Source organism: Rhodopseudomonas sp. P2A-2r (assembly GCF_026015985.1).
Taxonomy (GTDB): Bacteria; Pseudomonadota; Alphaproteobacteria; order Rhizobiales; family Xanthobacteraceae; genus Tardiphaga.
The window spans coordinates 4,580,360-4,603,970 of the sequence record NZ_CP110389.1; the positions used below are offsets into that span (position 1 = coordinate 4,580,360).

Annotated in this window: 24 protein-coding genes and 4 pseudogenes; 7 read left to right on the forward strand and 21 right to left on the reverse strand. The window is 64.9% G+C overall.

Features of this window, described 5'->3' with window-relative positions:
- Positions 1-209: 209 nt before the first annotated feature.
- Positions 210-887, forward strand: a complete 678-nt coding sequence (locus ONR75_RS22195; RefSeq protein WP_265079142.1) for a Crp/Fnr family transcriptional regulator — start codon at positions 210-212, stop codon at positions 885-887.
- Positions 888-1,084: 197 nt separating this feature from the next.
- Here the strand turns inward: ONR75_RS22195 and ONR75_RS22200 are convergent, their stop codons facing one another.
- The 8 genes and pseudogenes from ONR75_RS22200 to ONR75_RS22235 form a co-directional block, all read right to left on the reverse strand.
- The gene (locus ONR75_RS22200) at positions 1,085-2,359 is read right to left on the reverse strand and encodes a phage major capsid protein (protein ID WP_265079143.1); all 1,275 of its coding nucleotides are present in this window, start codon (positions 2,357-2,359) and stop codon (positions 1,085-1,087) included.
- Positions 2,360-2,500: 141 nt separating this feature from the next.
- Positions 2,501-3,151: an HK97 family phage prohead protease gene (locus ONR75_RS22205; RefSeq protein ID WP_265079144.1), complete on the reverse strand. Its 651-nt coding sequence runs from the start codon at positions 3,149-3,151 to the stop codon at positions 2,501-2,503.
- Between the two features lie 294 nt (positions 3,152-3,445).
- Entirely contained in the window at positions 3,446-3,622 is a 177-nt protein-coding gene (locus ONR75_RS22210; RefSeq protein WP_265079145.1) for a hypothetical protein, read from the reverse strand.
- 13 nt (positions 3,623-3,635) lie between these two features.
- Positions 3,636-3,848, reverse strand: coding sequence for a hypothetical protein (locus ONR75_RS22215; RefSeq protein ID WP_265079146.1), 213 nt, complete (start codon positions 3,846-3,848; stop codon positions 3,636-3,638).
- 152 nt (positions 3,849-4,000) lie between these two features.
- Positions 4,001-4,728, reverse strand: a pseudogene (locus tag ONR75_RS22220) (PilZ domain-containing protein).
- A 112-nt stretch (positions 4,729-4,840) separates the two neighbouring features.
- Positions 4,841-5,947, reverse strand: a complete 1,107-nt coding sequence (locus ONR75_RS22225) for a GGDEF domain-containing protein (RefSeq protein ID WP_265079147.1) — start codon at positions 5,945-5,947, stop codon at positions 4,841-4,843.
- Between the two features lie 455 nt (positions 5,948-6,402).
- Positions 6,403-6,528, reverse strand: a pseudogene (locus ONR75_RS22230) (phage portal protein); the annotation flags it as partial.
- Between the two features lie 198 nt (positions 6,529-6,726).
- Complete coding sequence (locus ONR75_RS22235; RefSeq protein WP_265079148.1) at positions 6,727-7,092, reverse strand: Imm1 family immunity protein; 366 nt, start codon at positions 7,090-7,092, stop codon at positions 6,727-6,729.
- A 364-nt stretch (positions 7,093-7,456) separates the two neighbouring features.
- Between ONR75_RS22235 and ONR75_RS22240 the strand changes: the two genes are divergently transcribed.
- Complete coding sequence (locus ONR75_RS22240) at positions 7,457-7,720, forward strand: hypothetical protein (protein ID WP_265079149.1); 264 nt, start codon at positions 7,457-7,459, stop codon at positions 7,718-7,720.
- Positions 7,721-7,730: 10 nt separating this feature from the next.
- Here the strand turns inward: ONR75_RS22240 and ONR75_RS22245 are convergent, their stop codons facing one another.
- The 4 genes and pseudogenes from ONR75_RS22245 to ONR75_RS22260 form a co-directional block, all read right to left on the reverse strand.
- Positions 7,731-8,918: a phage portal protein gene (locus ONR75_RS22245; protein ID WP_265079150.1), complete on the reverse strand. Its 1,188-nt coding sequence runs from the start codon at positions 8,916-8,918 to the stop codon at positions 7,731-7,733.
- Between the two features lie 185 nt (positions 8,919-9,103).
- Positions 9,104-10,374: pseudogene (locus tag ONR75_RS22250) on the reverse strand (DNA-packaging protein).
- Entirely contained in the window at positions 10,352-10,993 is a 642-nt protein-coding gene (locus ONR75_RS22255; RefSeq protein ID WP_265079151.1) for a hypothetical protein, read from the reverse strand. Before ONR75_RS22255 ends, ONR75_RS22250 begins: the two are co-directional and overlap by 23 nt.
- Before the next feature lie 125 nt (positions 10,994-11,118).
- Positions 11,119-11,271, reverse strand: a complete 153-nt coding sequence (locus tag ONR75_RS22260; RefSeq protein WP_265079152.1) for a hypothetical protein — start codon at positions 11,269-11,271, stop codon at positions 11,119-11,121.
- Positions 11,272-11,653: 382 nt separating this feature from the next.
- Here ONR75_RS22260 and ONR75_RS22265 point away from each other — a divergent pair, with 382 nt between their 5' ends.
- Positions 11,654-11,824, forward strand: coding sequence for a hypothetical protein (locus tag ONR75_RS22265; protein WP_265079153.1), 171 nt, complete (start codon positions 11,654-11,656; stop codon positions 11,822-11,824).
- 6 nt (positions 11,825-11,830) lie between these two features.
- Here the strand turns inward: ONR75_RS22265 and ONR75_RS22270 are convergent, their stop codons facing one another.
- The 5 genes from ONR75_RS22270 to ONR75_RS22290 form a co-directional block, all read right to left on the reverse strand.
- On the reverse strand, positions 11,831-12,109 hold the full coding sequence (locus ONR75_RS22270) for a DUF3551 domain-containing protein (protein ID WP_265079154.1): 279 nt from the start codon (positions 12,107-12,109) through the stop codon (positions 11,831-11,833).
- Positions 12,110-12,159: 50 nt separating this feature from the next.
- On the reverse strand, positions 12,160-12,465 hold the full coding sequence (locus ONR75_RS22275; RefSeq protein WP_265079155.1) for a DUF3551 domain-containing protein: 306 nt from the start codon (positions 12,463-12,465) through the stop codon (positions 12,160-12,162).
- 139 nt (positions 12,466-12,604) lie between these two features.
- On the reverse strand, positions 12,605-12,760 hold the full coding sequence (locus tag ONR75_RS22280; protein WP_413776533.1) for a Flp family type IVb pilin: 156 nt from the start codon (positions 12,758-12,760) through the stop codon (positions 12,605-12,607).
- Between the two features lie 139 nt (positions 12,761-12,899).
- Positions 12,900-13,121, reverse strand: a complete 222-nt coding sequence (locus ONR75_RS22285; RefSeq protein WP_265079157.1) for a hypothetical protein — start codon at positions 13,119-13,121, stop codon at positions 12,900-12,902.
- 76 nt (positions 13,122-13,197) lie between these two features.
- Positions 13,198-16,371 carry an autotransporter outer membrane beta-barrel domain-containing protein gene (locus tag ONR75_RS22290; RefSeq protein WP_265079158.1) on the reverse strand — a complete coding sequence of 1,058 codons (3,174 nt, stop codon included), beginning with the start codon at positions 16,369-16,371 and terminating at the stop codon, positions 13,198-13,200.
- Positions 16,372-16,918: 547 nt separating this feature from the next.
- On the opposite strand from ONR75_RS22290, the gene ONR75_RS22295 reads away from it, so the two are divergent.
- Together ONR75_RS22295 and ONR75_RS22300 are read left to right on the forward strand one after the other, a co-directional pair.
- On the forward strand, positions 16,919-17,542 hold the full coding sequence (locus tag ONR75_RS22295; protein WP_265079159.1) for a Crp/Fnr family transcriptional regulator: 624 nt from the start codon (positions 16,919-16,921) through the stop codon (positions 17,540-17,542).
- A gap of 157 nt (positions 17,543-17,699) precedes the next feature.
- The gene (locus ONR75_RS22300) at positions 17,700-17,915 is read left to right on the forward strand and encodes a hypothetical protein (RefSeq protein WP_265079160.1); all 216 of its coding nucleotides are present in this window, start codon (positions 17,700-17,702) and stop codon (positions 17,913-17,915) included.
- A 143-nt stretch (positions 17,916-18,058) separates the two neighbouring features.
- On the opposite strand, the gene ONR75_RS22305 is transcribed toward ONR75_RS22300, so the two are convergent.
- Positions 18,059-18,400, reverse strand: a complete 342-nt coding sequence (locus ONR75_RS22305; protein ID WP_265079161.1) for a hypothetical protein — start codon at positions 18,398-18,400, stop codon at positions 18,059-18,061.
- Between the two features lie 426 nt (positions 18,401-18,826).
- Here ONR75_RS22305 and ONR75_RS22310 point away from each other — a divergent pair.
- Positions 18,827-19,977: pseudogene (locus ONR75_RS22310) on the forward strand (IS3 family transposase).
- On the opposite strand, the gene ONR75_RS22315 reads toward ONR75_RS22310, so the two are convergent.
- On the reverse strand, positions 19,974-20,474 hold the full coding sequence (locus ONR75_RS22315) for an ATP-binding protein (protein ID WP_265079162.1): 501 nt from the start codon (positions 20,472-20,474) through the stop codon (positions 19,974-19,976). The pseudogene ONR75_RS22310 and the gene ONR75_RS22315 overlap by 4 nt on opposite strands.
- A gap of 77 nt (positions 20,475-20,551) precedes the next feature.
- The gene (locus tag ONR75_RS22320) at positions 20,552-22,135 is read right to left on the reverse strand and encodes an MDR family MFS transporter (protein WP_265079163.1); all 1,584 of its coding nucleotides are present in this window, start codon (positions 22,133-22,135) and stop codon (positions 20,552-20,554) included.
- Positions 22,136-22,381: 246 nt separating this feature from the next.
- Here ONR75_RS22320 and ONR75_RS22325 point away from each other — a divergent pair, with 246 nt between their 5' ends.
- Entirely contained in the window at positions 22,382-23,173 is a 792-nt protein-coding gene (locus tag ONR75_RS22325) for a TSUP family transporter (RefSeq protein WP_265079164.1), read from the forward strand.
- 3 nt (positions 23,174-23,176) lie between these two features.
- Here ONR75_RS22325 and ONR75_RS22330 read toward each other — a convergent pair whose 3' ends face one another.
- The gene (locus tag ONR75_RS22330; RefSeq protein WP_320109640.1) at positions 23,177-23,539 is read right to left on the reverse strand and encodes a BrnA antitoxin family protein; all 363 of its coding nucleotides are present in this window, start codon (positions 23,537-23,539) and stop codon (positions 23,177-23,179) included.
- Positions 23,540-23,611: the final 72 nt, after the last annotated feature.

The window sequence follows — 23,611 nt, forward strand, 5'->3', positions numbered from 1 at the left end:
ATGCATGCGGTGCAAAAAAGTCGAGTATGTGCACAGCGTTCGGGCTAGCGAAGACCAGCAGAAAGAATTCCAGCACCCGCGCGCCGGGCGCATTCGCTAGCAGCATCAAGAAAAAGATTAAGCGTCGGGCCGGAATGCCGAACTTGATTGACTGTTAACGCGGGGTTTGTGAGCCCATCACGCTCGCTGGGGCCAGTGGGACTGGCAGTTTGAACGAGCGCGCACGAATTCAGCTTCAAATCTCAAACCTTGGGCTTGGTCGGATGAAAAACTCTAATCAGCTTCTAAAGATGCTGCCGGCAGGTGATCTTCGCGAACTGGAAGCGCGGTTCAAAACGGTTCAGCTGACAGAGGGTGCCGTTCTCGCGGAGCCTGACGACGAGATCAGGAACGTATACTTCCCGCATTTCGGCATTGTATCGTTCATGGTGGGTCTTGACGACGGATCAATGGTGCAAACGTTCATGGTAGGTCGAGACGGGGTCGTGGGAGCAGCGCAAGCGCTAGACACCAAGACGTCTGTTAACAAGATCCTGGTCCAAGTTTCCGGAACGGCTTCCGTGATCGACCGCGATCCGCTCCGGGAAATCATCGAACGTTATCCTAAAATAAGAAGCACTCTTGCTGCTCATGAGCAGTTCCTCGTCGCCGATATTCAGCAAACGGCGGCCTGTAATGCAAGGCACTCCGCCGAAGCGAGGACTGCGAGATGGATCTTGCGAATGCGAGATCTGGTTGGGGATGATCTCCCGCTTACACAGGACTATCTTGCCTCCATGATCGGCGTGCGCCGATCGAGCGTAACCGACATTGCGGGAGCCATGCAAGCAACGGGCGCCATAGCTACGCGCGCGGCCGACTACATATCGTCGACCCCAGATCGTTAGGACGCTTAGCTTGCGAATGTCACCGAACCGTTCAAGAGAACTATATGAACTTACTCGGGACACCTTGGCCCCAGCTTAGCAGGAGCGGTTCTTCCAACGACAAATCCGGTAATTAGTCGCGCGAAGGATTGAATGATCCACGTAGCCCGTAGGGTGGGTTAGCGCGCAGCGCGTAACCCACCCTACGCTGCCCCGCCTCAACTCGCCGCGAACTTCAAGAGCTTGATGGCGTCGAAATCCTGCACGCCGCCGCCGACGCGCTTGGTGGTGTAGAACAGCACATAGGGCTTTGCGCTGTAGGGATCGCGCAGCACGCGGACGCCCTGGCGGTCGACGACCAGGTAGCCGCGCCTGAAGTCGCCGAAGGCGATGGAGAGCGAGCCCGCCGCGATATCCGGCATGTCCTCGGCATCGTCCAGCGGAAAGCCGATCAGGCTGGCGCGGCCCGAGGCGGTGGCCGGCGGCTGACACAGATAGACGCCGGTGGAATCCTTGAACTTGCGGATCGCGCTCTGGGTGCGCCGGTTCATGACGAAATGCGCGTTCAGGCGATAGCCGGCGCGCAACGCATAGATCAGGTCGACCAGCACGTCGGACGGGTTCGAGGCCGCAAAGGCCCCGGCGGCGCCGGAGGCGATAGTGCCGATATTGCCCCAGCTCCACGACGCCTGCGCCACGTTGGTATAGCTGAGAAAGCCCTTCGGCTTGTTGACGCCGTCGCCACTGACGAAGGCCGTGCCCTCCTGCGCGGCGAACACCTGGTCGATCTCGCCGGCCAGCCATTCGTCGAGATTGACCGCGGCATCCTCCAGCAGGTTGGCGGTGGCTGCCGGCATCGCATAGAGCTCCATCGCCGGAAAGCCAAGCGCATCGATGTTCGGCGACGACGTCTGCGGCCGCGGGTCGGCCTCGCCGATCCAGCCGGTGGCCGGGCCGGCGATCATGAACGGCTTCTTGTAGACCGAGGACGAGATGTTGCGCACTGCGGCGATGGCGCGGATCGGCGAGATCGCCGTCAGCCGCTCGGCGATGCTGCGCTCCAGCTCCTCGGGCACCAGATGGCCGCCGTCGGCATTGCTGCCGATCGACATCGCCTTGGTCTCGATCTGCCGCAGGCCGTCGCTCGCGCCGGAGCGGTTGTATAGATCGAAGGCGCTCTTGTGCTCGCGGCCGATGGCATCCTGGGCCGCGGCATCGCTTGGCCCGTGCCAGGTGCCATCGAGCGCCGGCCGCGCCTGGCGCAGCGTCAGCTCGTCCATGCGGCGGTGCGGGGAATCGAGCGCGGCGTCGATGCGCGCCACCTTCTCCTCCAGCGGCACATCGCCGCGGCCGCGCTCCAGCCGCGCCAGGCGTTCGTCATTGGTCGACTTGAACTCCTCGAAAGTCGCGCGCAGCTCGTCATGGCTGTCGCGCGCCAGCGCGGCGAAGCCGGCCTTGTGCTCCGGCGCGGCGTCGCTGAGGTCGTAGCTCATGGTGGTCTCCTGGGTCATGGGTGGTTTGCGGGTGAACGAACAAAACCCCGAGCGCGGTTGCGGGCGGGGGAGTGGATGGAGAAGTGCTGTCAGGCGATGCGAAGGCATCGCCGAGGACGCGGTGCACTGTGTGGCGCGCCCTCACCGCCCCTCGAACCTCGCTTGCGCCGCGACGCTGCCGAGCGCGTGCTTGCGCGCGGCGCGGCCGCGCAGCGATGTCACTGCGCGGCCGGGCCGGATGCGCGGCGTCGGTGCCTCCGCGGCGCCGCTCATGGGGGATGAGGGATCGTGCAGCCGCGCCCAGTCGCGTTCGGCCTGGGCGCGCAGCCGCGACAGCGGCGCCTTCACCGCATCGACACGGGCGCCGTCGAGCAGCGGGAAGGTGACGATGGAAATCTCCCACAGGTCGACCTGGTACAGTCTGCGCACCCGCGTGCGCGGCTCGATGACGCCGCGCCGCGTGCGATAGCCGATCGACAGCCCGTCGACGGCGCCGGAGCGCAGCAGCGCCAGCAATTCGCGCGCGCGGTTGACGTCGGGGATCAGCCGGCCCCGCGCCCACAGCCCGCGCAGGTCCTCTGATAGCTCGAGCCAGACGCCGACCGGCTCGGCCGGGTCGTGCTGGAACAGCATCGGGATTTTGCGCAGGCCGCGCTGCGCCAGCGTCTCGCGAAAGGCGCCGGGCATCACCATGTCGCGCGCCTGGTCGATGGCGCCGAACAGGCTGGCATAGCCCTCGATGGTGCCGTCGGCGGCAAGCGACAGCGCGGAAGGCGGCAAAGGGGCAAGCATCGGCGGCCTCGCAGGATGCGGGGGAAGGACCTGACGTGTGTGATGGTGTGGCGCGGCGGCTAGCGCGCTTTCCCTCGCCCCCGCGCAGCGTAGCTGCGCGAGGTGGGAGAGGGTGGATCGAAGCCCGCGACTTGTCCGCCGAAGCTCGCAGAGCGAAGGCGGATGCGGGTTCGAGACGGGAGAGGGGGTGTCGGAGATGGGGGCGCCCCCTCTCCCGTCTTCGCTGCGCGAAGCCACCCTCTCCCGCCCTGCGCAAAGCTTCGCTTTGCTTGATGGGAGAGGGAAAGAGCCGCCCTACCCCTTGGCGCGCTTCAGCGGCTTGCGCGGCGGCGTCTTCACGCGCGGCTTCTCGATGGCCTTGCGCTGCAGCTCGCCGAGATGGGCGAGGAATTCGCGGAACACGCTGAGATGCGGCTTCTGTGCCTTGGTCTCGGTGCGGATCGCGCTGAGCATGCTGTGCAGGTGGTCCATGGCCAGGTCTCCTTCAATCATCCTGGGCGTCGTCGACGCGGTGCAGCCGTCCGCTGTGGCGGTTGAAGCGTTCCAGCTCGCGGACGAAATCGTCGAAGCGTTTCGAGGCCGCCGCCAGCTCGCGCAGCGCGAACCACGCCGCAGCCGACGCCGCGATCGCCCACAGCAGCAGCGCCACGTGGGCGAGGTCGCCGCGCTCGGCAAAGATGCGGATCAGGTCCGACATGGCGATGGCTCGCGGGCGGCGCGACGGGCACGCAGACTGCGGCCATGCGGATGCGCCGCCCGGCGGCCGGTGCGCAACGCGCGGCGGATGCCGCAGTCAGAATAGCGATGAAGTATCAGTCGTGGCGCAGCCGGCGCGCGGCGACAGTCGGCTCAGGACGACGATGCGACCGCGGCGTCGTCCGCTCCCGGCCAGATCTCGTCGACCACCGGCGCCGCGTCGGCGTGCGCCAACCGCGCTTCGGCGCTCCGTGGGCCGCTGCTGCGCGGCGGCGCCGGGCGGGCGATGCGCCGCTCCAGCTCGCCGCGGTTGACCGGCGCGACGAACTGCACGGCAAAGCCGCTCGGCAGATGCCGCACCACGCGGCCGACGCAGGCACCCACCGCCAGCGGCGTGCCGATCGCCGGCTGCACGTCGGCCGACACCGCCACCCCCGACACCGACATGTCGATGACAAAGCAGCTGTGCAGGCTGCCATCGCCGAAGGTCAGCATCGAATGCGGGCTCGACGGCACGATCCGCGCCTGCTTGCGGGCGTCCTGGATGGTGGCATCCTTCTGACGCTTCTCCAGCCAGGTGAGCTGGTTCGACATGCGGGCGCGCATCGCCTGGTCCATCGCCAGCTCGAGCAGGAAGCCGCCGGCCACGGTGTCGCTGATGCGGCCCTGCAGCGTGCCGAAATCGCCGAAATAGGAGGTAATGGACTCGCCGATCCTGCCGACCACCGGCACGTCGACGATCATGCGGAACGGCGACACCCGGCTGGTGCGGCAGGCAAAGCTGCGCGGCTTCCCTTGGCATCAAGCCAGTTGGACAGCGTGTAACTGCCACCGACGACGATGTTGACAGCGCGCTGCTTGAGAAACTGGCTGACAGACACGGCACTTTCCTCGCGGTCGATCTGCATACGCGAATCGTACACGCTCAAAACGTAACGTAGTTTAATACCACGGAGAAAGCCATGGGACGGAAGCCTATACTACCGGCAACGGTTACCGGGCATTTACGACTTCCGCGCAGATTTGACGCAATGCGGTAGAACATTGACGTCCACTGCCGACTTCGGCCAGGAGCGAGGCACAACGTTCCTCTGCGGCGGCGAGCGGCGGCCAGACCTGATTTCGCCCCCTCATCTTGGCGACATAGAGTGCGCTATCAGCCGCAGCGATCAGTTCAGTAGCCGACAGCGCCGTGACGTTACAGGCAGCAACGCCAAAGCTCGCCGTCACGACACCACCCTGGTCAGAGCTTTCATTGGGGATCTCCGCCTGCTCAATTGCCCTGCGAATTCGCTCCGCAATGCGTACGGCATCGACCAGCTGCAACTGCGGCAGCAACAGCAGGAATTCTTCTCCACCGTAGCGAATGGCATGGTCTCCAGCGCCGCGCAACTCTGCGATCAGGGTCGCGGCAATACGCTTCAGACAGAGATCTCCGGCGCCGTGTCCGTACCTATCATTCAGGTTCTTGAAGTTGTCGACGTCAAGCATCACGACGGATACGAACGACGCTCCATGTTTTGGCGCAGACCAGAGCTTGAGCAATTCTTCGTCCAGATGGTGCCTGTTCGCCAATCCAGTTAGTGTATCACGCCTCGCTGCCGCGTCAGCCTGGGCATGACGCAGGCGATCTCTCAATGAATAGAGGTAGGCTCTTCTCAGATCGCGCTCCATTGTAAAGTTTGCGACCAGCGTGATGTAGGCGCATATGCCAACCTGCACCAAGATCATCGTTGCCACCGGCCCCGAAAGATAGCTGGCCGACAGGACCACCACAACATGGCATACCAGGATGATCGCCGTAACCGACCAGGCAAATCGGAACACCAGACGATGCAGGGATACATTTGTATAGAGAAGCGTCGGCATTACCACATACTGATAGTGAGCCGCGCCCTCGCTCACCGTTAATGCAAAACCCGTGTCTATCTGCAGAATGATAAGGACCGGCACGCTCGCGGCCAGACACTCCCGCACAAAAGCACTCGGTCTCCTGGAAATCAGCCAGGCGGCCATTAACATCCAGGGCGTTACCACAACGCAATGAAGCCACACCGCCAACCGCAGCACATCGGGCACGAGCAGCCAGTCAGCTATCAAGAAGCAATTGTAGAGTACTGCCGAGACGAAAATTCAGAGAGTCAGGCGCCGGCATCGATTTGCGTTGGTATCCGCCTCGAACTGCCGCTCTATTTCAGGCGGAAAGGCGACTACACGTTTCCGCAGCAGGCCCATATGGGCCTCGACAGTCTCCAAGCTCAAAGGCGCGTAAGACATTCCGACCTGCCAGCAATAAACCTGCAGCCTGCCCTCTAAATGCTTTCAATCTGATTTCGTAACAGAATTAAGTTTTTATCGACGGCAACACGTCGGGCAAATCACGACGTAAGCCAGCACCACCTATGCGGAGACCGGTCAGGGCCTTCGCAAACTGGATAACCATTGTTTTGGCACCGACGCTCGATGCCGGCCGCGTCTACTTGTATGTCTCTGTTACCCATCCGGCCGCGCTGCGGTCCGACATCCGCTACGTCGGCGCGCCTGAATCGGCTGCTCTACAGCCGGTCGCCGCCTTCGATCGGCGCGTAGCCGACCGCCTCGCGCTTTTCGTTCAGGGTCAGGAACGCCGCGCCCGAGACGCGCTCCCACAGCGCCGCGCGGTCCGCGGCCAGCGCGTCGATACTACCTGGCAGAGCGGCAGGGGGCGTCCAGCGCCATTTCGCCCGCGGGGTTAGTGGAACTCTGCGGATCTACAGGGCATTCGACGCAAAATGGCCGCGTTTCAACGTCGGCCGCGCGCAGACCCGCCGCGGGGCAAACGCGACCGCGCTGATCCGACGTACAGGAACAGGACGCGCCAAGAGGCGGATATCTAAGTATCAACGTCGGTTTGGCGGTCGCGGCACCGGAAACGCTTCGGGCGGCAGGTCCTTGCTCGCAATCCATTCGATGCTGGTCGGTATCTCGCCGTCGGTTTCCATAAACTCCTTCACCGCCTTCCAAGCCAGTGGAAACGGGATGAACAGACCAACCGACAGCGGTGTATCGTGTAGCGATCTGACGAATTCGCCGAGCCGGCTGAGATCTCCTCTGGCGTTGTAGTTGAACTTTTTCTGCTCCCGGCCGTCCCATTTGTCGTAAGCGAGATAAACGCCGAGTTCAGGTTTTCCGACCATGGCCAGAGCGGCGCCGACCTGATTGATCTCGGGCAAAGCAGCCGTGCCGTCGAGCCCTTTAACATCCATTCCCCAGCTATCATTACCACCTAGGTAAGACTACTCTTGCCCCTTCGGGGCAAGAAAGAAGCGTGCAAGCGCGCTCGGATCAGGCCAATCGCACCATCTGAAACTATCAAAATAGATGCTCTTCTTCACCTATATCTCCCGCTCAACCACCCACCATTCCACAGCGCCCTCTCCAAAGTAGCCAAACGCCATCCAACATTCGCGCTCGATCTGTGGAATCCGCACGGTCGTGACGCGGCGGCATGGCTATTATTCGTGCACTTCCCCGTAGTGCCCCGGTCTTTCCGCAAACGGGCGAAACAAGCCATAAGCCTGCGACCGATACAGCGACCGACGGCCCATCATGTTATCCGAGAAATTTACCATGCGTCCGCCATGCCCGAACTGCCGCTACGACATGACGGCGACGGATCTGCACAATCTGTTCGTCTGCACGCCGTGCCGGCAGATCATGCAGTTCTTCGGTACGCCGGCCGATAGATCGACGCCGGCGCAGCCGCGCCGCCTGCCGGCGATCGATGCCGTCCGGCCGCAGCCGCTGCATGTCGAGATGTCAGCGGCGCCCGCGCCGCGCCACACGATGTCTGCGCCGCAGGCGTCCCGGCAACCGCTACGTCGGCGCGCCTGAATCTGCTGCTCTACAGCCGGTCGCCGCCTTCGATCGGCGCGTAGCCGACCGCCTCGCGCTTTTCGTTCAGCGTCAGGAACGCTGCAGCCGAGACGCGCTCCCACAGCGCCGCGCTGTCCGCGGCCAGCGCGTCGATGCGGTCGGTGTCGATGACCACGCGGATGCCGTCGCCGAATTGCGGCGCCAGCCATTGCGCGATGGCGTGGCCGACCCTTGATGCCAGCGGCAGCACGGTCTGGCGGAAGAACACCCGGTTGGCCTCCTGGAAATTGGCATAGGTGTTGTCGCCGGGAATCCCGAGCAGCATCGGCGGCACGCCGAACGCCAGCGCGATCTCGCGCGCCGCGGCGTGTTTGGCTTCGAGGAAGTCCATGTCCTTGGGTGTCAGCGACATCGCCTTCCAGTCGAGTCCGCCTTCCAGCAGCAACGGCCGGCCGGCATTGACCGCGCCCTGATAATTGCCTTCGAGTTCGCGCTTCAGCCGTTCGAACTGTTGATCGTTCAGCACCGCCCCCTCGGGGCCCGCATAGACCAGCGCGCCGGACGGCCTTGCGGCATTGTCGAGCAGCGCCTTGTTCCATTTCGCCGCCGCATTGTGGGTGTCGAGCGCCACCGCGGCGGCCTCGATCGGCGCCAGCCCATAGTGATCGTCGAGCGGGTGGAAGAACGTCAGATGCAGGATCGGCGGCACCATTGATGCGAGCTGGTCGAACCGCACGCTGCGACCGCCGACGCTGTACTCATAGGCCTCGGCCCAGCCGTCAGGACCGGGCACCACCTTCATGCGGTCCGGCCGCAACGCATAGAGCTCGCGCACGTCGTGCTGTCGCACGGCCTCATTCGGCGAGACCGCTTCGATGTAGGCATTGCCGGCCAGCAGCAGATGCGCATAGAGCATCTCGAAGAACACGCCGCCGTCCTGGCGCGGATTGGGCCGCGTCAGCAATTGCCACAGCGGATGTGCCTCGCGCTCGCTGGCGCCGTCGAACACCAGGAACGGACACGCCGCGGCGTTCTCGGCAATGAGGCGCACCGCACGATGCACGACGGCATTGCCGACGAACCCTTCGCGCGCCAGTGCCGCATAGTCGCGCGGCGTCCACCGCGCCCGCCCGCCGCTCTCATAGGCCAGCAGCCGCGCGGTCCGGCTGGCTTTCGCTTCGGGAGGGGCGAGATAGGCTTTGAGTCGGTTGAACATGCGCAGTTCTCTCGATGCCATGACTTGCAGTCGCGCCACGCCACCGACTGGATCGCCCGCGAAAGCGGGCGATCCAGTATCCGGCGGCGTTTCGCTTCAGTTTCTTTGGCCCGCGTTGACTGGATCGCCCCGTCGAGCCGGGCGATGACAGGCTTGCATTGTTGCCCGCGCAGGCGCGCGTCGAGCTACAACACCCTGATCCGCGGCCCGACATGCTTCGGGACCAGCGCCAGCGACGCCACCGCCCAGACCAGCGCGTCGACGCGGTCCGGCGAGCGGCCCGAGGACAGTCCGGTGGCGGCGAAGTCGCACATCTCGTCTTCCAGCGCGGCGAACACGCCGGCATGTTTCACCCGGCCCTGCTCGTACAGGGTCGCCACCGGCTCCGCGCGCAGCCATTTTCCGCGCAGCGCCCGCACCGGGGTGACCGGCACGGCGGCATCGACCTCGTTGATGACCGCGTGCACCATCTCGCCGCCCTGGTTGACTTCCACCACCTGCGCGGCGGCCTGCAATCGTCGCCACAGCGCGATGGCCTTCATCGCCCACGCGGCCGGCGTCACCGCGGACACGGTGCCGTCGGCGAGCACATAGACCGTGCCGCTCTCGGCGATGCCGGCGGCGACGATGCCGCAGCAATCGGCGCGCTTGCCCGACGACACCGGCGGATCGACGGCGACCACGATGCGCTGCAGGTCCGGCGCCTCGGCCACGCGGCATTCGTCGAGCAGCGCGCGCGACCACAGCGCGTCAGGCCGGTCCTCGATGATCTCGCCGTCGAGTTCCTGGCGGCCGATGCGCGTGCCGGCATAGCGCGCCATCACGCCCTCCAAGAACGTCGGCGCCAGATTGTGGGCGTTGGCTGCGGTCGCCGCGCGCGACACCACGCTGGCGGGATCGTCGATCAGCCGTTTCAGCAACGCAGTCGGCCGCGGCGTGGTGGTGATCAGCTGCCGCGGCTGGCTTCCCAGCCGCAGGCCGAATTGCAGCATGTCGAAGGCGGCTTCGGCATGGCGCCATTTGGCCAGTTCATCCGACCACGCGCCGCAGAACTGCGGGCCGCGCAGGCTCTCCGGATCTTCCGCGGAAACGCCTGCGCCACCGCGCCGTTGCGCCATTCCAGCCGCTTTCGCGAGGGCAGCCAGAGCGGCCGTTCGTGCGGCGGATGCACCGCGAGCAGCCCGGACACGCCCTCGATCATCACCTCGCGCACCTCGTGCTCGGTCTCTCCGACCAGCGCGATGCGCGACGCCGCCTCGCTGGCGAACGGCGGCAGGCCAAGCGCCTGGGCGCGGATCCATTCAGCACCGGCGCGGGTCCTGCCGGCGCCGCGGCCGCCGATCATCAGCCAGGTCAGCCAAGGCTTTCCGTTCGGCGCCAGCAGCGGCGGCGTTTGATGAGCATGGGCGAACAGATCCCAATGCGCATTGAGGTCATCCATTTCCTCCTGGCTCATGGTCTGCAGCAGGTACAGCCGTTGCTCTTCCGACCATTCCTTCCAGTCGTTGCCAAAGGATTCGGCGGAACGCGTCAAGGTCTCGGGCAGCGCTTGGTCCATGGGCAGGCCTCTGCAACTCGTCAGCTGCGCGCAGCCGCCGCACCTCGGTGAGCGTGCGCGCCAATGACGCCAGCGTGCGGGCGCGGCGCTCCGCCTCGCTGCGCTGCTGCGGTTTCACATGGTGGCCGCCGACGATGGTTTCGATCTGCATCAGCTCGCGTTCGACCGCGCGGGTGACGCGCTCGACCAGCGCCACCCCGGCGGCCGGCGGCGGATCGGCGGCCTTGTCGACGGCCGTGCGCCGCAGCCGCGCCAGTTTCTGCTGCGCGACTTCGTCGTGCTGGTCGATTACTACATCGGTCTCGTCGACGCGCAGTAATGTCGCGTCCTGGGTCCGCTTGCGCGCGAGCACGGCAGCATCGCGCTTCTCCTTGAGCAGCCGCCTGGCGGTGCGCGGCGCAACCGGCTTCTTAGCCGCGGCTTTCTTTACCGGTGTTTTCTTGACGGTCTTCTTGACCGCTTGCTTCGCCGCCGGTTTCTTAGCCACCGGCTGTTTCGCTGCGGCCGTCTTCTTCACCGCGGTCTTGCGGACGCGACTCACAACTTCAGCCCGCGCCGGCTTTCTGGCCGGCCGGGCTGCGGATATCGTTGCCATGGTTCGATCTCGCTGGAACTGGCGTCGTCGCGGGAAGCGACGTCCCGTCAGGTGCGGAAGAATACGAACCAGACGACACCAAGGATTAAAATCGCAAGGCCTGTGCTGATGGCCAACAGCGCGAGTACCGAGGGGCCGGGTTCGCCCTGCCGCGCCTCGGTTGGCGTTTCCACTATCTGACCGTTTTGTTTGGTTGCCATGGTGCCTTCTTTCCCTGACGTACCCGCAGGCACGAAGTGTCGAAGGCCAACGCACTATATGGGGCGATGTTCCTCATCGCCGGGCCACCGGCGAGGCAATCCACAACCACGCACCGCTGACGCGGCGCTTGTCTGAAACCCAATTGTGGAGCATGCCGTGAAGCTACCCCGGCAGCGCGACGCTGTCAAGGGTTTAAATCCTACATCGGATCGCCTGCCGTGCCTGCCCGCGCGGCGGACTGCATCGAATTGAAATTCCTGAGGGATCCGCCATGACCGATACGCCCGACACCTTCGTGCCCATCCGCGATCTGCCGGCAGCGCCGATTATTTTTTCGAGTTCTGTCCGACGCTGGGCAACAACCAGGGCCTGATCAACATCATGCTGGCCGCCGGCATCGTGATGCCTACGGCCACGAGTGCCACTGACGTGGTGCCGGTGGCCGTGGCGCATTTGCGCTGCTCGACCGCTGCCGCCACCCAGTTGCGCGACGCCATCAACAAGGCGTTGCTGATCGGTGCGCCGGTCGAGCAGCAGGGCCGCTCGAACTGAGCGGCGTCAGCGTTGCCGCCGCTCGCGCTGCGGGGACAGCGACACCACGCCCTTGTAGTCGATGTTGATCACGCAATTGCCGTTGAGGTCGGCGGCAGCCTGCAGGCAGCCCTGATAGTCATAGAACCGGCACAGCTGCGGTACGCTGTCCGGACCGAGCGGACCGCCGCGCTTGACGCAGAACGGCGGCACGTTCGATGTGGCCGCGGCGGCCGGCAGCGCCTGCCCTGCCGCGCCGCCAAGCAGAACCAGCGCGGCAAGCGTTGCGCGTCGAATGCAGGTCATCAGCGATCCCTTCATAAACTATAACTGTCGTTCCGATCGCATCAGCCGGATCAGCGCCCGCCCGGATAGACCGCGCGCCAGCCGTTCGGTGCCGCCACGACCTGGCCGGGAAAGTCGATATTGACCACGCAATTGGCGCGCCGCACGGCAGCGGCCTCCAGACAGGTCTGCCAGTCGTAGTAGCCGCAGATTTGCGGCGCGCCGCCCGGACCGTTGGTCGACCCCGGCAGCAGGCAGAACGGCGATTGCGATGTGCGCAATGGCGCGGCCTGCGCGGCAGGGGCGACGGGTGGGAGCAGCGGCACGGCCAATGCAAGGCCCGCCATCACCAGCGCGGTACGCAGCGTGAGTCTCATGATCGCCTCTTTGAATGCGGCCGTCAGCAGCCGTTCCGTCAGAGGCCGAATATATAGCAGGCGGCGAAGGTCGCCACGGCCGTTCACGCGATTGCGTTCGGGGCGGCCCCGCCGAATCGGGAAAGAATTGGGACAGACGCTATTTCAGCGAGCTGTTCACCTCGGTGAACTTGCCGCTCAGCGTCGGGCCGATGCCCTGCACGGTGGTGATGATGGCGAGGCAGATGCCGGCGGCGATCAGCGCGTATTCGATGGCGGTGGCGCCCGATTCATCGCGACAGAACTTCCAGATCAAACCCAGCACCGCGGCCTCCTCATCGGGCAGACACGGTTTCTTCCGCGCCAACCGGTGGGAACCCTACCGGCAAATGGTTGCCACAATCTTCACCAACCCCATCAAAATGGATGAACCGGCGGCAATTGCCCTGGTCGACCTATGGCTTGAAGAAAGCGGGATCGTTGAGCGCCTTGATCAGGGTGTCGACCATGTCGGCTGCCGCGGAATCGTCGCGCTCCTCCAGCAGCTCCCACATCTTGCGCAGGTTGGCGCGCATCGGCGCCTTCAGCGACGGATCGCGCTCGATCAGCGTGCGCGCAATGCAGAAGGCGATGGCTTCGGTGCCCATCTTGGTCTGTTCGACGGTTGGTTTGCTCATGGCCTGATCCTCGCGGCGCGTTCGATGGCCGCTGTTAGGCTGGCATCGCGCCCTGTGTCAATTCCGCGCAGATCGCTCACCACGCATAGCGCACCACGCCCTTGCCGGCGTAGCTGCGGGTGACGTCGGAGAACTCGCCCTCAAACGTCGCGCCGACGCTGATGCCGCTGATGAAGGTCAGTTCGGCCGCAGCCGTGGTCAGCGCCGCATTGGCCGCAGGCGACGCGCCGCCGACCACGAAGCTGGCGCCCGGCAGTGCCAGGAAGGTCGCGGTGGCCGAGCGGTCGGTATCGAAGTCATGCGCCCAGGCGGCACGGCCACGCAGGGTCAGCATCTTGTCGCCCACCGCAAACGACCTGTCGCTGCGCAGGCCGAGCTCGCTGCGCGGCGCGGTGATACCCTTCGCGGCATAGGCCAGCGCAAACGTCGTCGGCCCCGACAACGTGGTCTCCGCATAGGCCGGCAGGTCGAGATAGGTCAGCTGCGTCGCTGCATAGGGCGTGACGCCGGCGTCGCCGAACCACGGCAGCGCAAAGCGGTTGCCGGCCTCGAGCCGCGCCGACAGGCTGTTGGTGTTGAAGTTTGCGCGCAACTGATCGAGCCCGCCCACCGAGACGATGCGGTCGGTCGTCACATCCTGCCAGCCATAGGCCGCCGACGCGGTGACATAGGCGGCGCCGATCGTGTGGCGCACGAAGCCGCCGAGCTGGAACAGGTCAGAACGCCCGCTGCCGCCGCCGACGACACTGAAGTTGGTAGCGCCGCCGGCCAGCGCAAAGCCGGCGACGGTCTGCGGCGACAGATGATAGTCGGCCCCGAACGCGACGCCGCCGATCCGGCTGGTCGACGTGTTGGAGCCGGCCGCCACATTGCCGTCGGTGGTCTGAGTGCCGCCGAAGCCCGACGCCCACACGTTCCAGAACGGCCGGAACGCGGGGACGCGCGGCGGCGCCTTGGTGATCATCGCAAAGGCGTCGCGCGCCGAGCCGCTGCGCTTGTCGCCGGTGGCGGCGTAGGCGCTCATCGCATCGCCCTCCTCCGCATAAGCCGTCGCCGACGATGCCTCGCCGCCGCGGCCGGCGATGTTCGGGTCGGACATGGTCCCGACGAACTGCGTCGCCGCATTGAGGCCGGTCTGATGCGTCGCGGTCGGCGTCTCGCCGGAGATCTGCGTCAACGCATTGGTGAGGTTACTGCCGCTCAAGGCCAACACCGCGTCGAAGCGCGCCGGCACCGTGGCGCCACCGGACAGGTAGCCGTCATGCGCGGCAACCAACGCGCCATGGTTGCGCGACAGCACCAGGTCGCTGGCAAACCCGCCGGTGGCGGTCAACGTCACGTCGGTGAGGCTGTAGCTGAGGCTGCCGGTGTATCCCGGCGGCGCGCTGACGCCGGCAAACGTGCCGTTCAGCGCGCCGGCATGCAGGATGCTCTTGATCACCGTCCAGTTCTGCCAGCCTGACGAGGCGGGTATCGCCACCGTGCCGCCCAGAAACGCCGTGCCCGACACATTGACCGACGTCATCCCGGACAAGCCGACATGCACGAGGTAAGTGGCACCGGCCTGGAAGCCGAGCGTGCCGGCGACCGTCATCGACGTCGTGGGCGTCGAGCCCGGCGCGAAGGTCCCGCCATCGTCGATCAGCAGCTTGCCCACGGTGCCGGTGCCGCGCAGCACGCCGCCGCTGAGCACCGAGATCTGGTTTGAAGCGGCGATCGAACCATCGACCTGCAGGATGCCGCTTTTGACCTGCGTCAGGTTGCTGTAGCTGCTGGTGCCCGACAGGATCAGCAACCCCGGGCCGGTCTTGATGAGGCCGCCGGGCGACACGCCGTCGACGATCGCGCCGGTGATGCGGGCGTCCTGCTCGGTTGCGATGGCCGCGATGCCGGCGACGCTGATCGCATTGCCGAGGCTCAGTCCGGGCGTCGTCATGTTCAAGGTGCTGCCGGACTGCAGCTTCAGCGCGCCGCTGCCGATGGACTGCGAATTGTTGATCGCCAGCGTGCTGCCCGTTGTCACGGTGGTGCCGCCGCCATAGGTGTTGGCGCCGCTCAGCGACACCACGTTGCCCCCTGCGGTGGTGATCGCCAGTGCGCCGTCGCCGGTGAAGATGTTGCCGTAGGCCGCGCTCGCCCCGGTCTGCAGCAGCGTCAGCACGCCGCCAATGTTGATATTGCCGGTCAGCGTGCCGCCGGCCAGAGTGGTCAGTTGGCTGGTACCATAGAAATTGATGGCGTTGGCGCGGATGAAGCCGTCGCCCGACAGGCCGCCGCTGATGCTGCCCGCGTTGACGACGGTGAGATCGACGCCGACCACGCCGACGCCGCCGACGCCGGCATTGCCCGTAGTACCCTTGGAGCCCACGACAGCGCCGGACAACTCGCCGCCCGATCCGCCGAGGCCGCCGCTGCCGCCCTGCACTGTGCCATAATTGCGCAGCGTGTTGCCGGCCGGAGAAAATTCAAAATGGATTCCGGTGCCGCCATCGCCACCGTTACCGCCACCGCTGCCGGTGATGCCGGGCAGGAACATCGGGATGATGGCGGAGCCGGCATTGCCGCCGGTGCCGCCGCTGCCGCCCGTGATGGTGTTGTAGTTGTCGACGGTGCGCGCGCCGGTGCCGATCATGTACACGCCGTAGCCGCCCTCGCCGCCGCCACCGCCGCCCCCGCCATTGCCGGCGGCGCCGGGGCCGGCCCCGGGATTGAAAATATAGTTGACCTGGCCGCCGGCGCCGCCCGTGCCGCCGGTGCTACCGGCGACTGGCGTGACCAGCGTGAGATATCCGCTGCCGATCTGGCCATGGGCACCGCCGGTGCCACCGCCGCCACCGCCGCCACCGAAGCAGCCGTCATTGTCGCGGCCCGCCGCGCCGGCAGCGGCGTTGACCGGACCGCCGCCAGGGCCGCCCAGCCCGCCGCCGGCACCGCCGCCGCCGCCGCCGCCGCTGCCCGCGGTGCAGACCTGGCTTCCGGCCTGGCCGAAATCGCCGACGGGGTTCCTGCCGGAATTCGACACGCCATAGCCGCCGCTGCTGGTGCCGAACAGCGGGATCAGCCCCTGCCCGGTGCCGCCGTTTCCGCCAGCCGCGCGCACCGGGCTGGTGTTGAGCAGCAGCGCTGCGAAGGCCGCGCCCGACAGTTTCTGCGGCAGGCGATGGAGAACGCCGCGGCTGAATGCCTGCAAGGTCACAACGGCGCCGGCGCGCGTCGTCTCGTCGCGCACCAAAACCTGCAAATGTTCCACGTCGCGGCCCCCGGGCTGACTGTTGACGCCAGTCCAGCACATCAGCCGAGCGACGAATCCTGACTACCCTAAAGCAACTGAGGATGGTTCCGACAATTCTTTGCGGCGTTCCCCGATATTCGGCCGCAGCAGCGCCTCGCCATGGGCGCTGCGACGCCGCGGCAACGATGACGGAAGCCTCGACATTGGAGTCCGCGCGCCGCTTAAGTTGCCTATCAGACAAATATTTTACTAACGCGCGTGATCAATCAAGCTGCTGGCATTCCTCAGCTAATCGGCGATTATCCGGATATTTGACCGGCATCTGCGCGCCTTATGACGGTTGCCGCACGACAAAGGGACTTGAGAACCCTATATGTAGGGCACCCCGCGCGGAACGTGCTCTCGGAGCGTCATTCCCACCCCCTGCGGAATCGGCCCGACCGATCGGGCAGGATACCGTCATGCTTGCCCCCAATCTCGGCAGCCCACTCGACAACGCGCTGTTGTCGGCGCTGCCCGCAGTGAATTCAATGCGCTGCTGCTCCCGCATTTCACCATCCAGCCGATGCCGCAGGGCCATCTGGTGCTGGAGGCCGGCGATGAGTTCGACCATGTCTGGTTTCCGCACAATGGCATGATCTCGCTGCTGGTGGTGCTGAGCGACGGCAAATCGATCGAGATCGCCACCGTCGGCCGCGAAGGCGTGGTCGGCGCCATGTCCGGCTTCGGCCTGTACAGGTCGCTGGTGCGCGCGGTGATTCAGCTTCCCATGGCGGCGTCGCGGATTTCGGCGGCGGTGTTCCGCAAGGCCGCGGCGCAGAGCGACGCCATTCGCGACCTGTGCATCCGCTACAATGAAATCCTGCTGTCGCAGGCGCGCATTACCGCCGCCTGCAACGCGGTGCATCCGGTGGAAGCGCGGTTCTGCCGCTGGCTGCTGCAGTCTGCGGATCGCGCCAACGACGACACCGTGGCACTGACCCAGGAATTCCTCGCCGAAATGCTCGGCGTGCGCCGAACCTCAGTCACCGAAGTCGCCAGCAGACTGCAGGCGGCCGGCTTCATCTCCTATTCCCGCGGCGTCATCAAGATCATCGATCGCGCCGGCCTGGAAGCCGCGGCCTGCGAGTGCTACCGGACCCTGATCGACGAGTCCGCGATCATCTATGATCTACACGCACCTGCATAAGTGCCAAAATCGACTCTCATATTTGACTTAGATCAAGCAGGGTTGAGCAATTGAGTCCTATTCCGGACAGCAATGGGTCTAGGCTGGCATAGCACCGCGGCAACGACATTCCGCGGTGACAGGGAGGCCGATGCCTCCCGCAGCGGGGGAGTGTTCGATGGCAACCGGTAGCCGTATTCCGACTGTTGAACGCCGCTACAGCCGCGCCGAACTGTTCGAGTTGCAGCGCAGCACCCTGCTCTATGCGCGGTCGTTTCCCGTCGGCCCCGAACGCAACCAGCACCGCCAGATCGCGCAGTCGCTGCGCGACTTGTTCCGCAACAAGGTCTGGCTCGCCACACACACGGTCGAGATCCCCGGCAGCACCGGCTAGCGCGTGATCGTCACAGAAGAGCGCTTGTCCCGGATGCGATGCGGCCTAGCGAAGCGAAGCTTCGCAGGGTTCTGCGTCGCAGAGCCAAAGCGGCGCGCGCTGCATCGCGTCGGGGACCCGATTCAACCAGAATCGATTCCGGTCTAGCGCGCCGAAAACTTCGGAATGCTCTCCGCAAAGCCGTTGAAGCAGGTCAGCCGCTCGTCTTCTTCCTTGATGAAGCGGCAATCCGCCACGCCCTTGGCGGGCACCGGCTTCGCCTTCGGCGGCTTCGGCGGGAACACCGCATCGAAGCAGTCCAGCCGCGGCTTCGAGCCATCCTCGATCTCGAGGCAGGCCAGCAATTTCTCGGCATTGGACAGCTGCTTGCCGGCATTGCGCGGCTTCACCTGCACCAGCGGCTTGCCGCCGACCGTGGGCGGCGGGCTTTGCGCCAGGGCGGTGGTCGAAGAAAGCACGACGGCGATGGCAATCAGTGTTTTCATGTCAGTTCGTTTCGCTTCGTCAGGAGGGCGGTACCGGCGGCAACACAGCCACCCAATTCACCTTCCATAATACCGTCGGACATCGACTACAACGGGATTGCGTCGGGGAGCGGCTCGTTGGGGCATGGGACGGAAGCGGCAATCCGCCGTTCGTTGACCGCGATGGGATGGCAGGGACCGGATACGCACCAGGCGGATGCGATAGCCAGCGCCCCGCGGCGCACTGTCTACTGTCGCAGCCTCCCCCGCAGAGGCGCGTAGCCTGCGGGGATCATCACAAAGGCGACAGGCTTTTGCTAGCCGAATACGCCAGCCTGCTCTTTCTCAAGATAAACAAGATTGGTCTTTCGTAACGCGTCATCAGATTGAGCTGCACCCGGTTCCGAAGACACCAAGTTAGGTGTTTTATGGAGCTGGAGGTGTGTCATGGAGAGACGGAAGTTTACGCGAGAGTACAAGCTTGGGGCGGTCAAGCTGATCAAGGATCGGGGCGTGTCCTACGCCCAGGCTGCCGACGACCTCGGCGTTCATCCGACGCAGCTGCGTGAATGGGTGAAGAAGTTCGCCGACGACCCGCAACATGCTTTTCCCGGGCAAGGTCAGATGAAGCCGGAGCAGCAGGAGATCACGCGCCTCAGGCGCGAGGTTGCCAAACTGAAGGCAGAGCGCGACATCCTAAAAAAGCCGCGGCCTACTTCGCGAAGGAATCGATGTGAAGTTCGGTTTCATTTCGAAGCACCGGGGGCTCTGGCCGGCGGAGTGGTTGTGCGAGGCGCTCGGTGTCTCGCGAGGTGGGTTCTATGCCTGGCTGGAGCGTTCACGCAGTCGGCGGAGCCGAAGCGATGAGGAATTGGGTGCGAAGGTTCGAGCCAGCTTCCTCGCAAGCGACCGCACTTACGGCGCCAGGCGTGTATGGCACGACCTGCTTGCAGAGGGTGTGTCGTGTGGGCTACACCGGGTCGAACGATTGATGCGCCTACAAGCTCTCAGGGCGCGGCCGCGACAGCGCCGCCTTCCTCCTGATGTGGGTGAACGTCAGGCGAGCGCCGTCGCTGCCAACGTGCTCGACCGCGCCTTCGAGGCGGCGGCTCCCAACCGCAAATGGATCGCCGACTTCACCTATGTCTGGACGGCGGAAGGCTGGATTTATGTGGCGGCCGTCGTCGACCTGTTCTCTCGGCGCGTAGTTGGCTGGTCGATGCAAACCGCAATGACGGCGCAACTTGTGACCGACGCCCTCGTGATGGCAATCTGGCGACGAGGCAAACCTGATGCGCTGCTCCACCATTCCGACCGGGACAGCCAACACCAGCGAGCAGTTCCAGCGATTGATGGCCGACCACGGCGTCGTCTGTTCAATGAGCCGGTCTGGAAATGTCTGGGACAACGCGGCTATGGAGAGCTTCTTCTCGTCGTTGAAGACGGAGCGAACCGCGCGCAAGATCTACCGAACAAGGAACGAAGCCAAGGCCGATGTGTTCGACTACATCGAACGCTTCTACAATCCGAAGCGTCGTCACTCGACCATCGGATATCTAAGCCCTATGGAGTTCGAGCAAAGGGCCGGATTAGTTTAAGCCGGTGTCAACAGAACCGGGTGCAGCTCAATCATCGCCTCGAACTGGGCCGACAGACTTGCTGTATTTCTTTTTGGGAACGCGCCCTTTGACGGGATCGATCCGAAGAATTTCATCCAGAACGTCTTCTTTGTCGCTGGATTCGTGGCGGCAGTGTCAAGCCACTTCTTGAATTCCGTCAGCGTACTGATCAAGACACTTATCAAGACATCCGGGTAGCTGTGTCCTTTAAACTGCTCAAGATCAACGTATGCGATAGGCGTTCGACTGATAGTCAAATCAGAGGCGACCTTATGCAGCAGGCTCGATTTGCCAGAGCCGCGCCGGCCAAAAATGATGTGATGACGCTTATTTTTCGCTTTGTCTAAAACTCCTGGAGTGGGCTCAATGAAATACTTGACGCTATCTCCAGTCGCTCGGGTTGATTCTTCGACAAGTTTGCTGAGCTGCCGAACTTGGGTACTTTGAATAGGATACTCAACTGTCATGGCAATCATTACACCCCCTAGATTGGCATCATTACCCGCTCCACGACATAACCACAAGTTGCATCGTCCGCTAGCAGCTTTGTCCCCTACTCCACCAACTCCGTCGCCGCGGCCTTGGCCGGTCCCGCAAGCGCCCGCTCTTCCATCAGCAGCAGGAAAAATGCGCCCACCGCCATCATCGCCGCGGCGGCGGCGAACACGTAGCGGAACGCATGCACCATGTCGGCGGCGGCAATGGGATGTGCCGCGCCGGCATGCTCGCCGGAGATGGTGATGTCGGCGCCCAGCACCATCAGCAGGATCGTGGTGAAGGCGGCGACGGTGAACGACGCCATCAGCGCACGGAAGAAGTTCATGGCGCCGGTGGCGGTGCCGACCTGCGGCCGCGGCACGGCGTTCTGGATCGACACCACCGACACCGGGAAGGTGGTGCCGAGGCCGACGGCGAACGCGCCGAGCATGGTGAGCAGCGCCCACAGCGGCAACGGCGCGGCGAACGCCATCAGCATCGCCATGACCGCCGCCATGCCGGTGCCGGCGATCGCCACGCGCTTGTAGTGCTTGGCGCGCGTCATGGTGCGGCCGGCAATCGCGGCGCCGGCCACCGAGACCGCCGCAATTGGAATCAGCGCCAGCCCTGCCTCGCCGGCGGTGAGGCCGTAGACCACTTCGTAGTAAAGCGGCAGATGCACCGTGAGCCCGATCATCGCGCCCATGGCGCAGCCGCCGGCGGCCATCGCATACGGCACCACCGTGCCCGACATCAGTTGCAGCGGCAGGAACGGTTCGGAGGTCCGCAGCGCGTGCCAGATGAAGGCGAGCGCCATCGCCGCCGCCGCGCCGAGCATCGCCAGAATGGTCGGCGAGGCCCATGAGAATTTCGTGCCGCCCCAGGTCAGCACCAGCATGACCGTCACCGCCGCGGCCATCAGCAGCACACCGCCGAGCCAGTCGACCTTGCGCATGCGGTGGAACACCGGGATCTTCTTCATGTTCGGCAGCAGCATGGCGAGCGCGGCAATGCCGAGCGGAATGTTGATCCAGAAGATCATCGACCAGTGCAGGTGTTCGGCGAACAGCCCGCCGAGGATCGGCCCGCCAATGCCGGCGGCCACCCAGACGCTGCTGAAATAGGCCTGGTACTGGCCGCGCTCGCGCGGCGTCACCACGTCAGAGATCACCGTCTGCACGATCGGCAGGATGCCGCCGCCGCCGAGGCCCTGCAGCGCACGGCCGAGGATCAGCACCAGCATGTTCGGTGCCAGCGCGCACATCACCGAGCCCGCCATGAACAGCGCCAGCGCGGCGATGATGGTGGCACGGCGGCCGTAGATGTCGGACAGCGTCCCGAACACCGGCGCCACCGCAGTCGAGGCCAGCAGATAGGCGGTGATCACCCAGGACAGGTTGGAGACATCGCCGAACTGGCGGCCGATGGTCGGCAATGCCGTTGCGACGATGGTCTGGTCGAGCGCCGCCAGAAACATCGTCAGCAGCAGGCTCACCAGAATGGTGCGCACCTCGCTCTTGGTGAGCGGCGGCTTCGGCGCGATCGACGGGGCGTCGCTGACCTCCATCACCTCGGTCGGAATGTGCGACAGTTCCGCGACAACCTCGTCTGACAACGGCTGACCGGCCGCTGCGCGGCTCTTCGGCTCGAACTTGTTCATGTCGATGAATTCAGTGGCTGGGCGACAAAACGGCCGCGCGGGCTGCGATGGACGGGAAATTATCATGCAAATGCATGGGATGACAGGTGTTCGCTTGCATGGGAGCATCCCGCGACGCTCACGTCGCAGCTGCGGAATGTCATCGCCGACTATGCGGCAATGCGCTGCCAGCGATCGTGATGGCGACCGCGACCCGGTTCCCGTCTCCGGTGGCATTACGCGCTCCCATCGTTTAAACGCGCCGTCATGGATCTTGCCCCCGACATCATTGCCCTGCTCTGCCTCGCCGCCGTGGCGGCCGGCTTCGTCGACGCCATTGCTGGCGGCGGCGGGCTGATCATGATCCCGGCGCTGCTGGCGGCCGGCGTCAGCCCGGTGGCGGCCATCGCCACCAACAAGGTGCAGGGCTGCGTCGGCACCGCATCGGCGACCTATACGTACTGGCGCGGCGGCTGGATCGACTTCAAGCTGCTGCGCATCCCGCTGGTCGCAGCACTGGCCGGCGGCGCCGGCGGCGCGCTGGCGCTGATGGCCGTCGACACCCGATGGCTGATGGTGGTGCTGCCGATCCTGCTGGTCGGCATCGCCTTGTTTTTCCTGGTGGCCCCGGTCGCCGGCGACATCGATTCCCGCGCCCGCCTGACGCCGCTCGCCTACGCGGCGGTGGCCGCCGCCATCGGCTTCTATGATGGATTTTTCGGCCCCGGCGCCGGCTCGTTCTACGCGCTCAGCCTGGTTGCCCTGATGGGCATGGGGCTGACCCGGGCGACCGCGCATACCAAGGTGCTCAACCTGATGAGCAACCTGGTGTCGATCGCGGTGATGGCGTCCGGCGGACAGGTGCTGTGGATGCTAGGTGCGACCCTGGCCATCGGCAATTTCATTGGCGGCCGGCTCGGCTCGCGCACCGCGATGCGCTTCGGGCCGAAGGTGATCCGCCCGCTGCTGGTGATCATCTCGCTCGGCGTCACCGCCAAGCTGCTGCTCGACCCCGCCAACCCGCTGCGCGTGCTGGTGCTGGCATGGGTCGCGCGCTGACGCTCATTTGATCTTGTTGAGCTTGCGCAGGTCGGCATCGATACGCGACTGCCAGCCATCGCCGCCGGCCTTGTACTTGTCGATCACCTCGCCCGACAGCCGCAACGAGATCAGCCGCTTGGTCGGCGCCTTGTTGGGACCGCGCCCCCGGCGGATCGAGGCCGCGAGTTCGGGCAAGACTTCGGCGAACGGGCGCATCTCGGCAAGTTCCTCGTCCGTCAGTTCAGGAAACTCCGTGTCGTCCCATTCCTCCTTGGTGAAACCCTGACCCGGCTTGAATTCTTTTTGGCCATCGATCAGTCTCCTCTCTTTGCGGCTCGCCGAAGGCATGCTGATGATGCTGATGCCTTCGGCCCCCAGCGTCACGAAAAGTGCTGCGACAATACCGCAACGCGTGGTTCCCGACAGCACAAAGCCGCCGGACGCTCACGCATCCGG

Coding starts and splice junctions, on each gene's coding strand:
- ONR75_RS22285 (WP_265079157.1), bottom strand. CDS start 13,121: ATGAGCAAACCAACCGTCGAACAGACCAAGATGGGCACCGAAGCCATC.
- ONR75_RS22300 (WP_265079160.1), top strand. CDS start 17,700: ATGGCAACCGGTAGCCGTATTCCGACTGTTGAACGCCGCTACAGCCGC.
- ONR75_RS22260 (WP_265079152.1), bottom strand. CDS start 11,271: ATGGCAACCAAACAAAACGGTCAGATAGTGGAAACGCCAACCGAGGCG.
- ONR75_RS22215 (WP_265079146.1), bottom strand. CDS start 3,848: ATGTCGGACCTGATCCGCATCTTTGCCGAGCGCGGCGACCTCGCCCAC.
- ONR75_RS22315 (WP_265079162.1), bottom strand. CDS start 20,474: ATGATTGCCATGACAGTTGAGTATCCTATTCAAAGTACCCAAGTTCGG.
- ONR75_RS22200 (WP_265079143.1), bottom strand. CDS start 2,359: ATGAGCTACGACCTCAGCGACGCCGCGCCGGAGCACAAGGCCGGCTTC.
- ONR75_RS22235 (WP_265079148.1), bottom strand. CDS start 7,092: ATGGATGTTAAAGGGCTCGACGGCACGGCTGCTTTGCCCGAGATCAAT.
- ONR75_RS22270 (WP_265079154.1), bottom strand. CDS start 12,109: ATGACCTGCATTCGACGCGCAACGCTTGCCGCGCTGGTTCTGCTTGGC.
- ONR75_RS22320 (WP_265079163.1), bottom strand. CDS start 22,135: ATGAACAAGTTCGAGCCGAAGAGCCGCGCAGCGGCCGGTCAGCCGTTG.
- ONR75_RS22275 (WP_265079155.1), bottom strand. CDS start 12,465: ATGAGACTCACGCTGCGTACCGCGCTGGTGATGGCGGGCCTTGCATTG.
- ONR75_RS22240 (WP_265079149.1), top strand. CDS start 7,457: ATGCGTCCGCCATGCCCGAACTGCCGCTACGACATGACGGCGACGGAT.
- ONR75_RS22265 (WP_265079153.1), top strand. CDS start 11,654: ATGCTGGCCGCCGGCATCGTGATGCCTACGGCCACGAGTGCCACTGAC.
- ONR75_RS22245 (WP_265079150.1), bottom strand. CDS start 8,918: ATGTTCAACCGACTCAAAGCCTATCTCGCCCCTCCCGAAGCGAAAGCC.
- ONR75_RS22305 (WP_265079161.1), bottom strand. CDS start 18,400: ATGAAAACACTGATTGCCATCGCCGTCGTGCTTTCTTCGACCACCGCC.
- ONR75_RS22205 (WP_265079144.1), bottom strand. CDS start 3,151: ATGCTTGCCCCTTTGCCGCCTTCCGCGCTGTCGCTTGCCGCCGACGGC.
- ONR75_RS22325 (WP_265079164.1), top strand. CDS start 22,382: ATGGATCTTGCCCCCGACATCATTGCCCTGCTCTGCCTCGCCGCCGTG.
- ONR75_RS22210 (WP_265079145.1), bottom strand. CDS start 3,622: ATGGACCACCTGCACAGCATGCTCAGCGCGATCCGCACCGAGACCAAG.
- ONR75_RS22295 (WP_265079159.1), top strand. CDS start 16,919: ATGCCGCAGGGCCATCTGGTGCTGGAGGCCGGCGATGAGTTCGACCAT.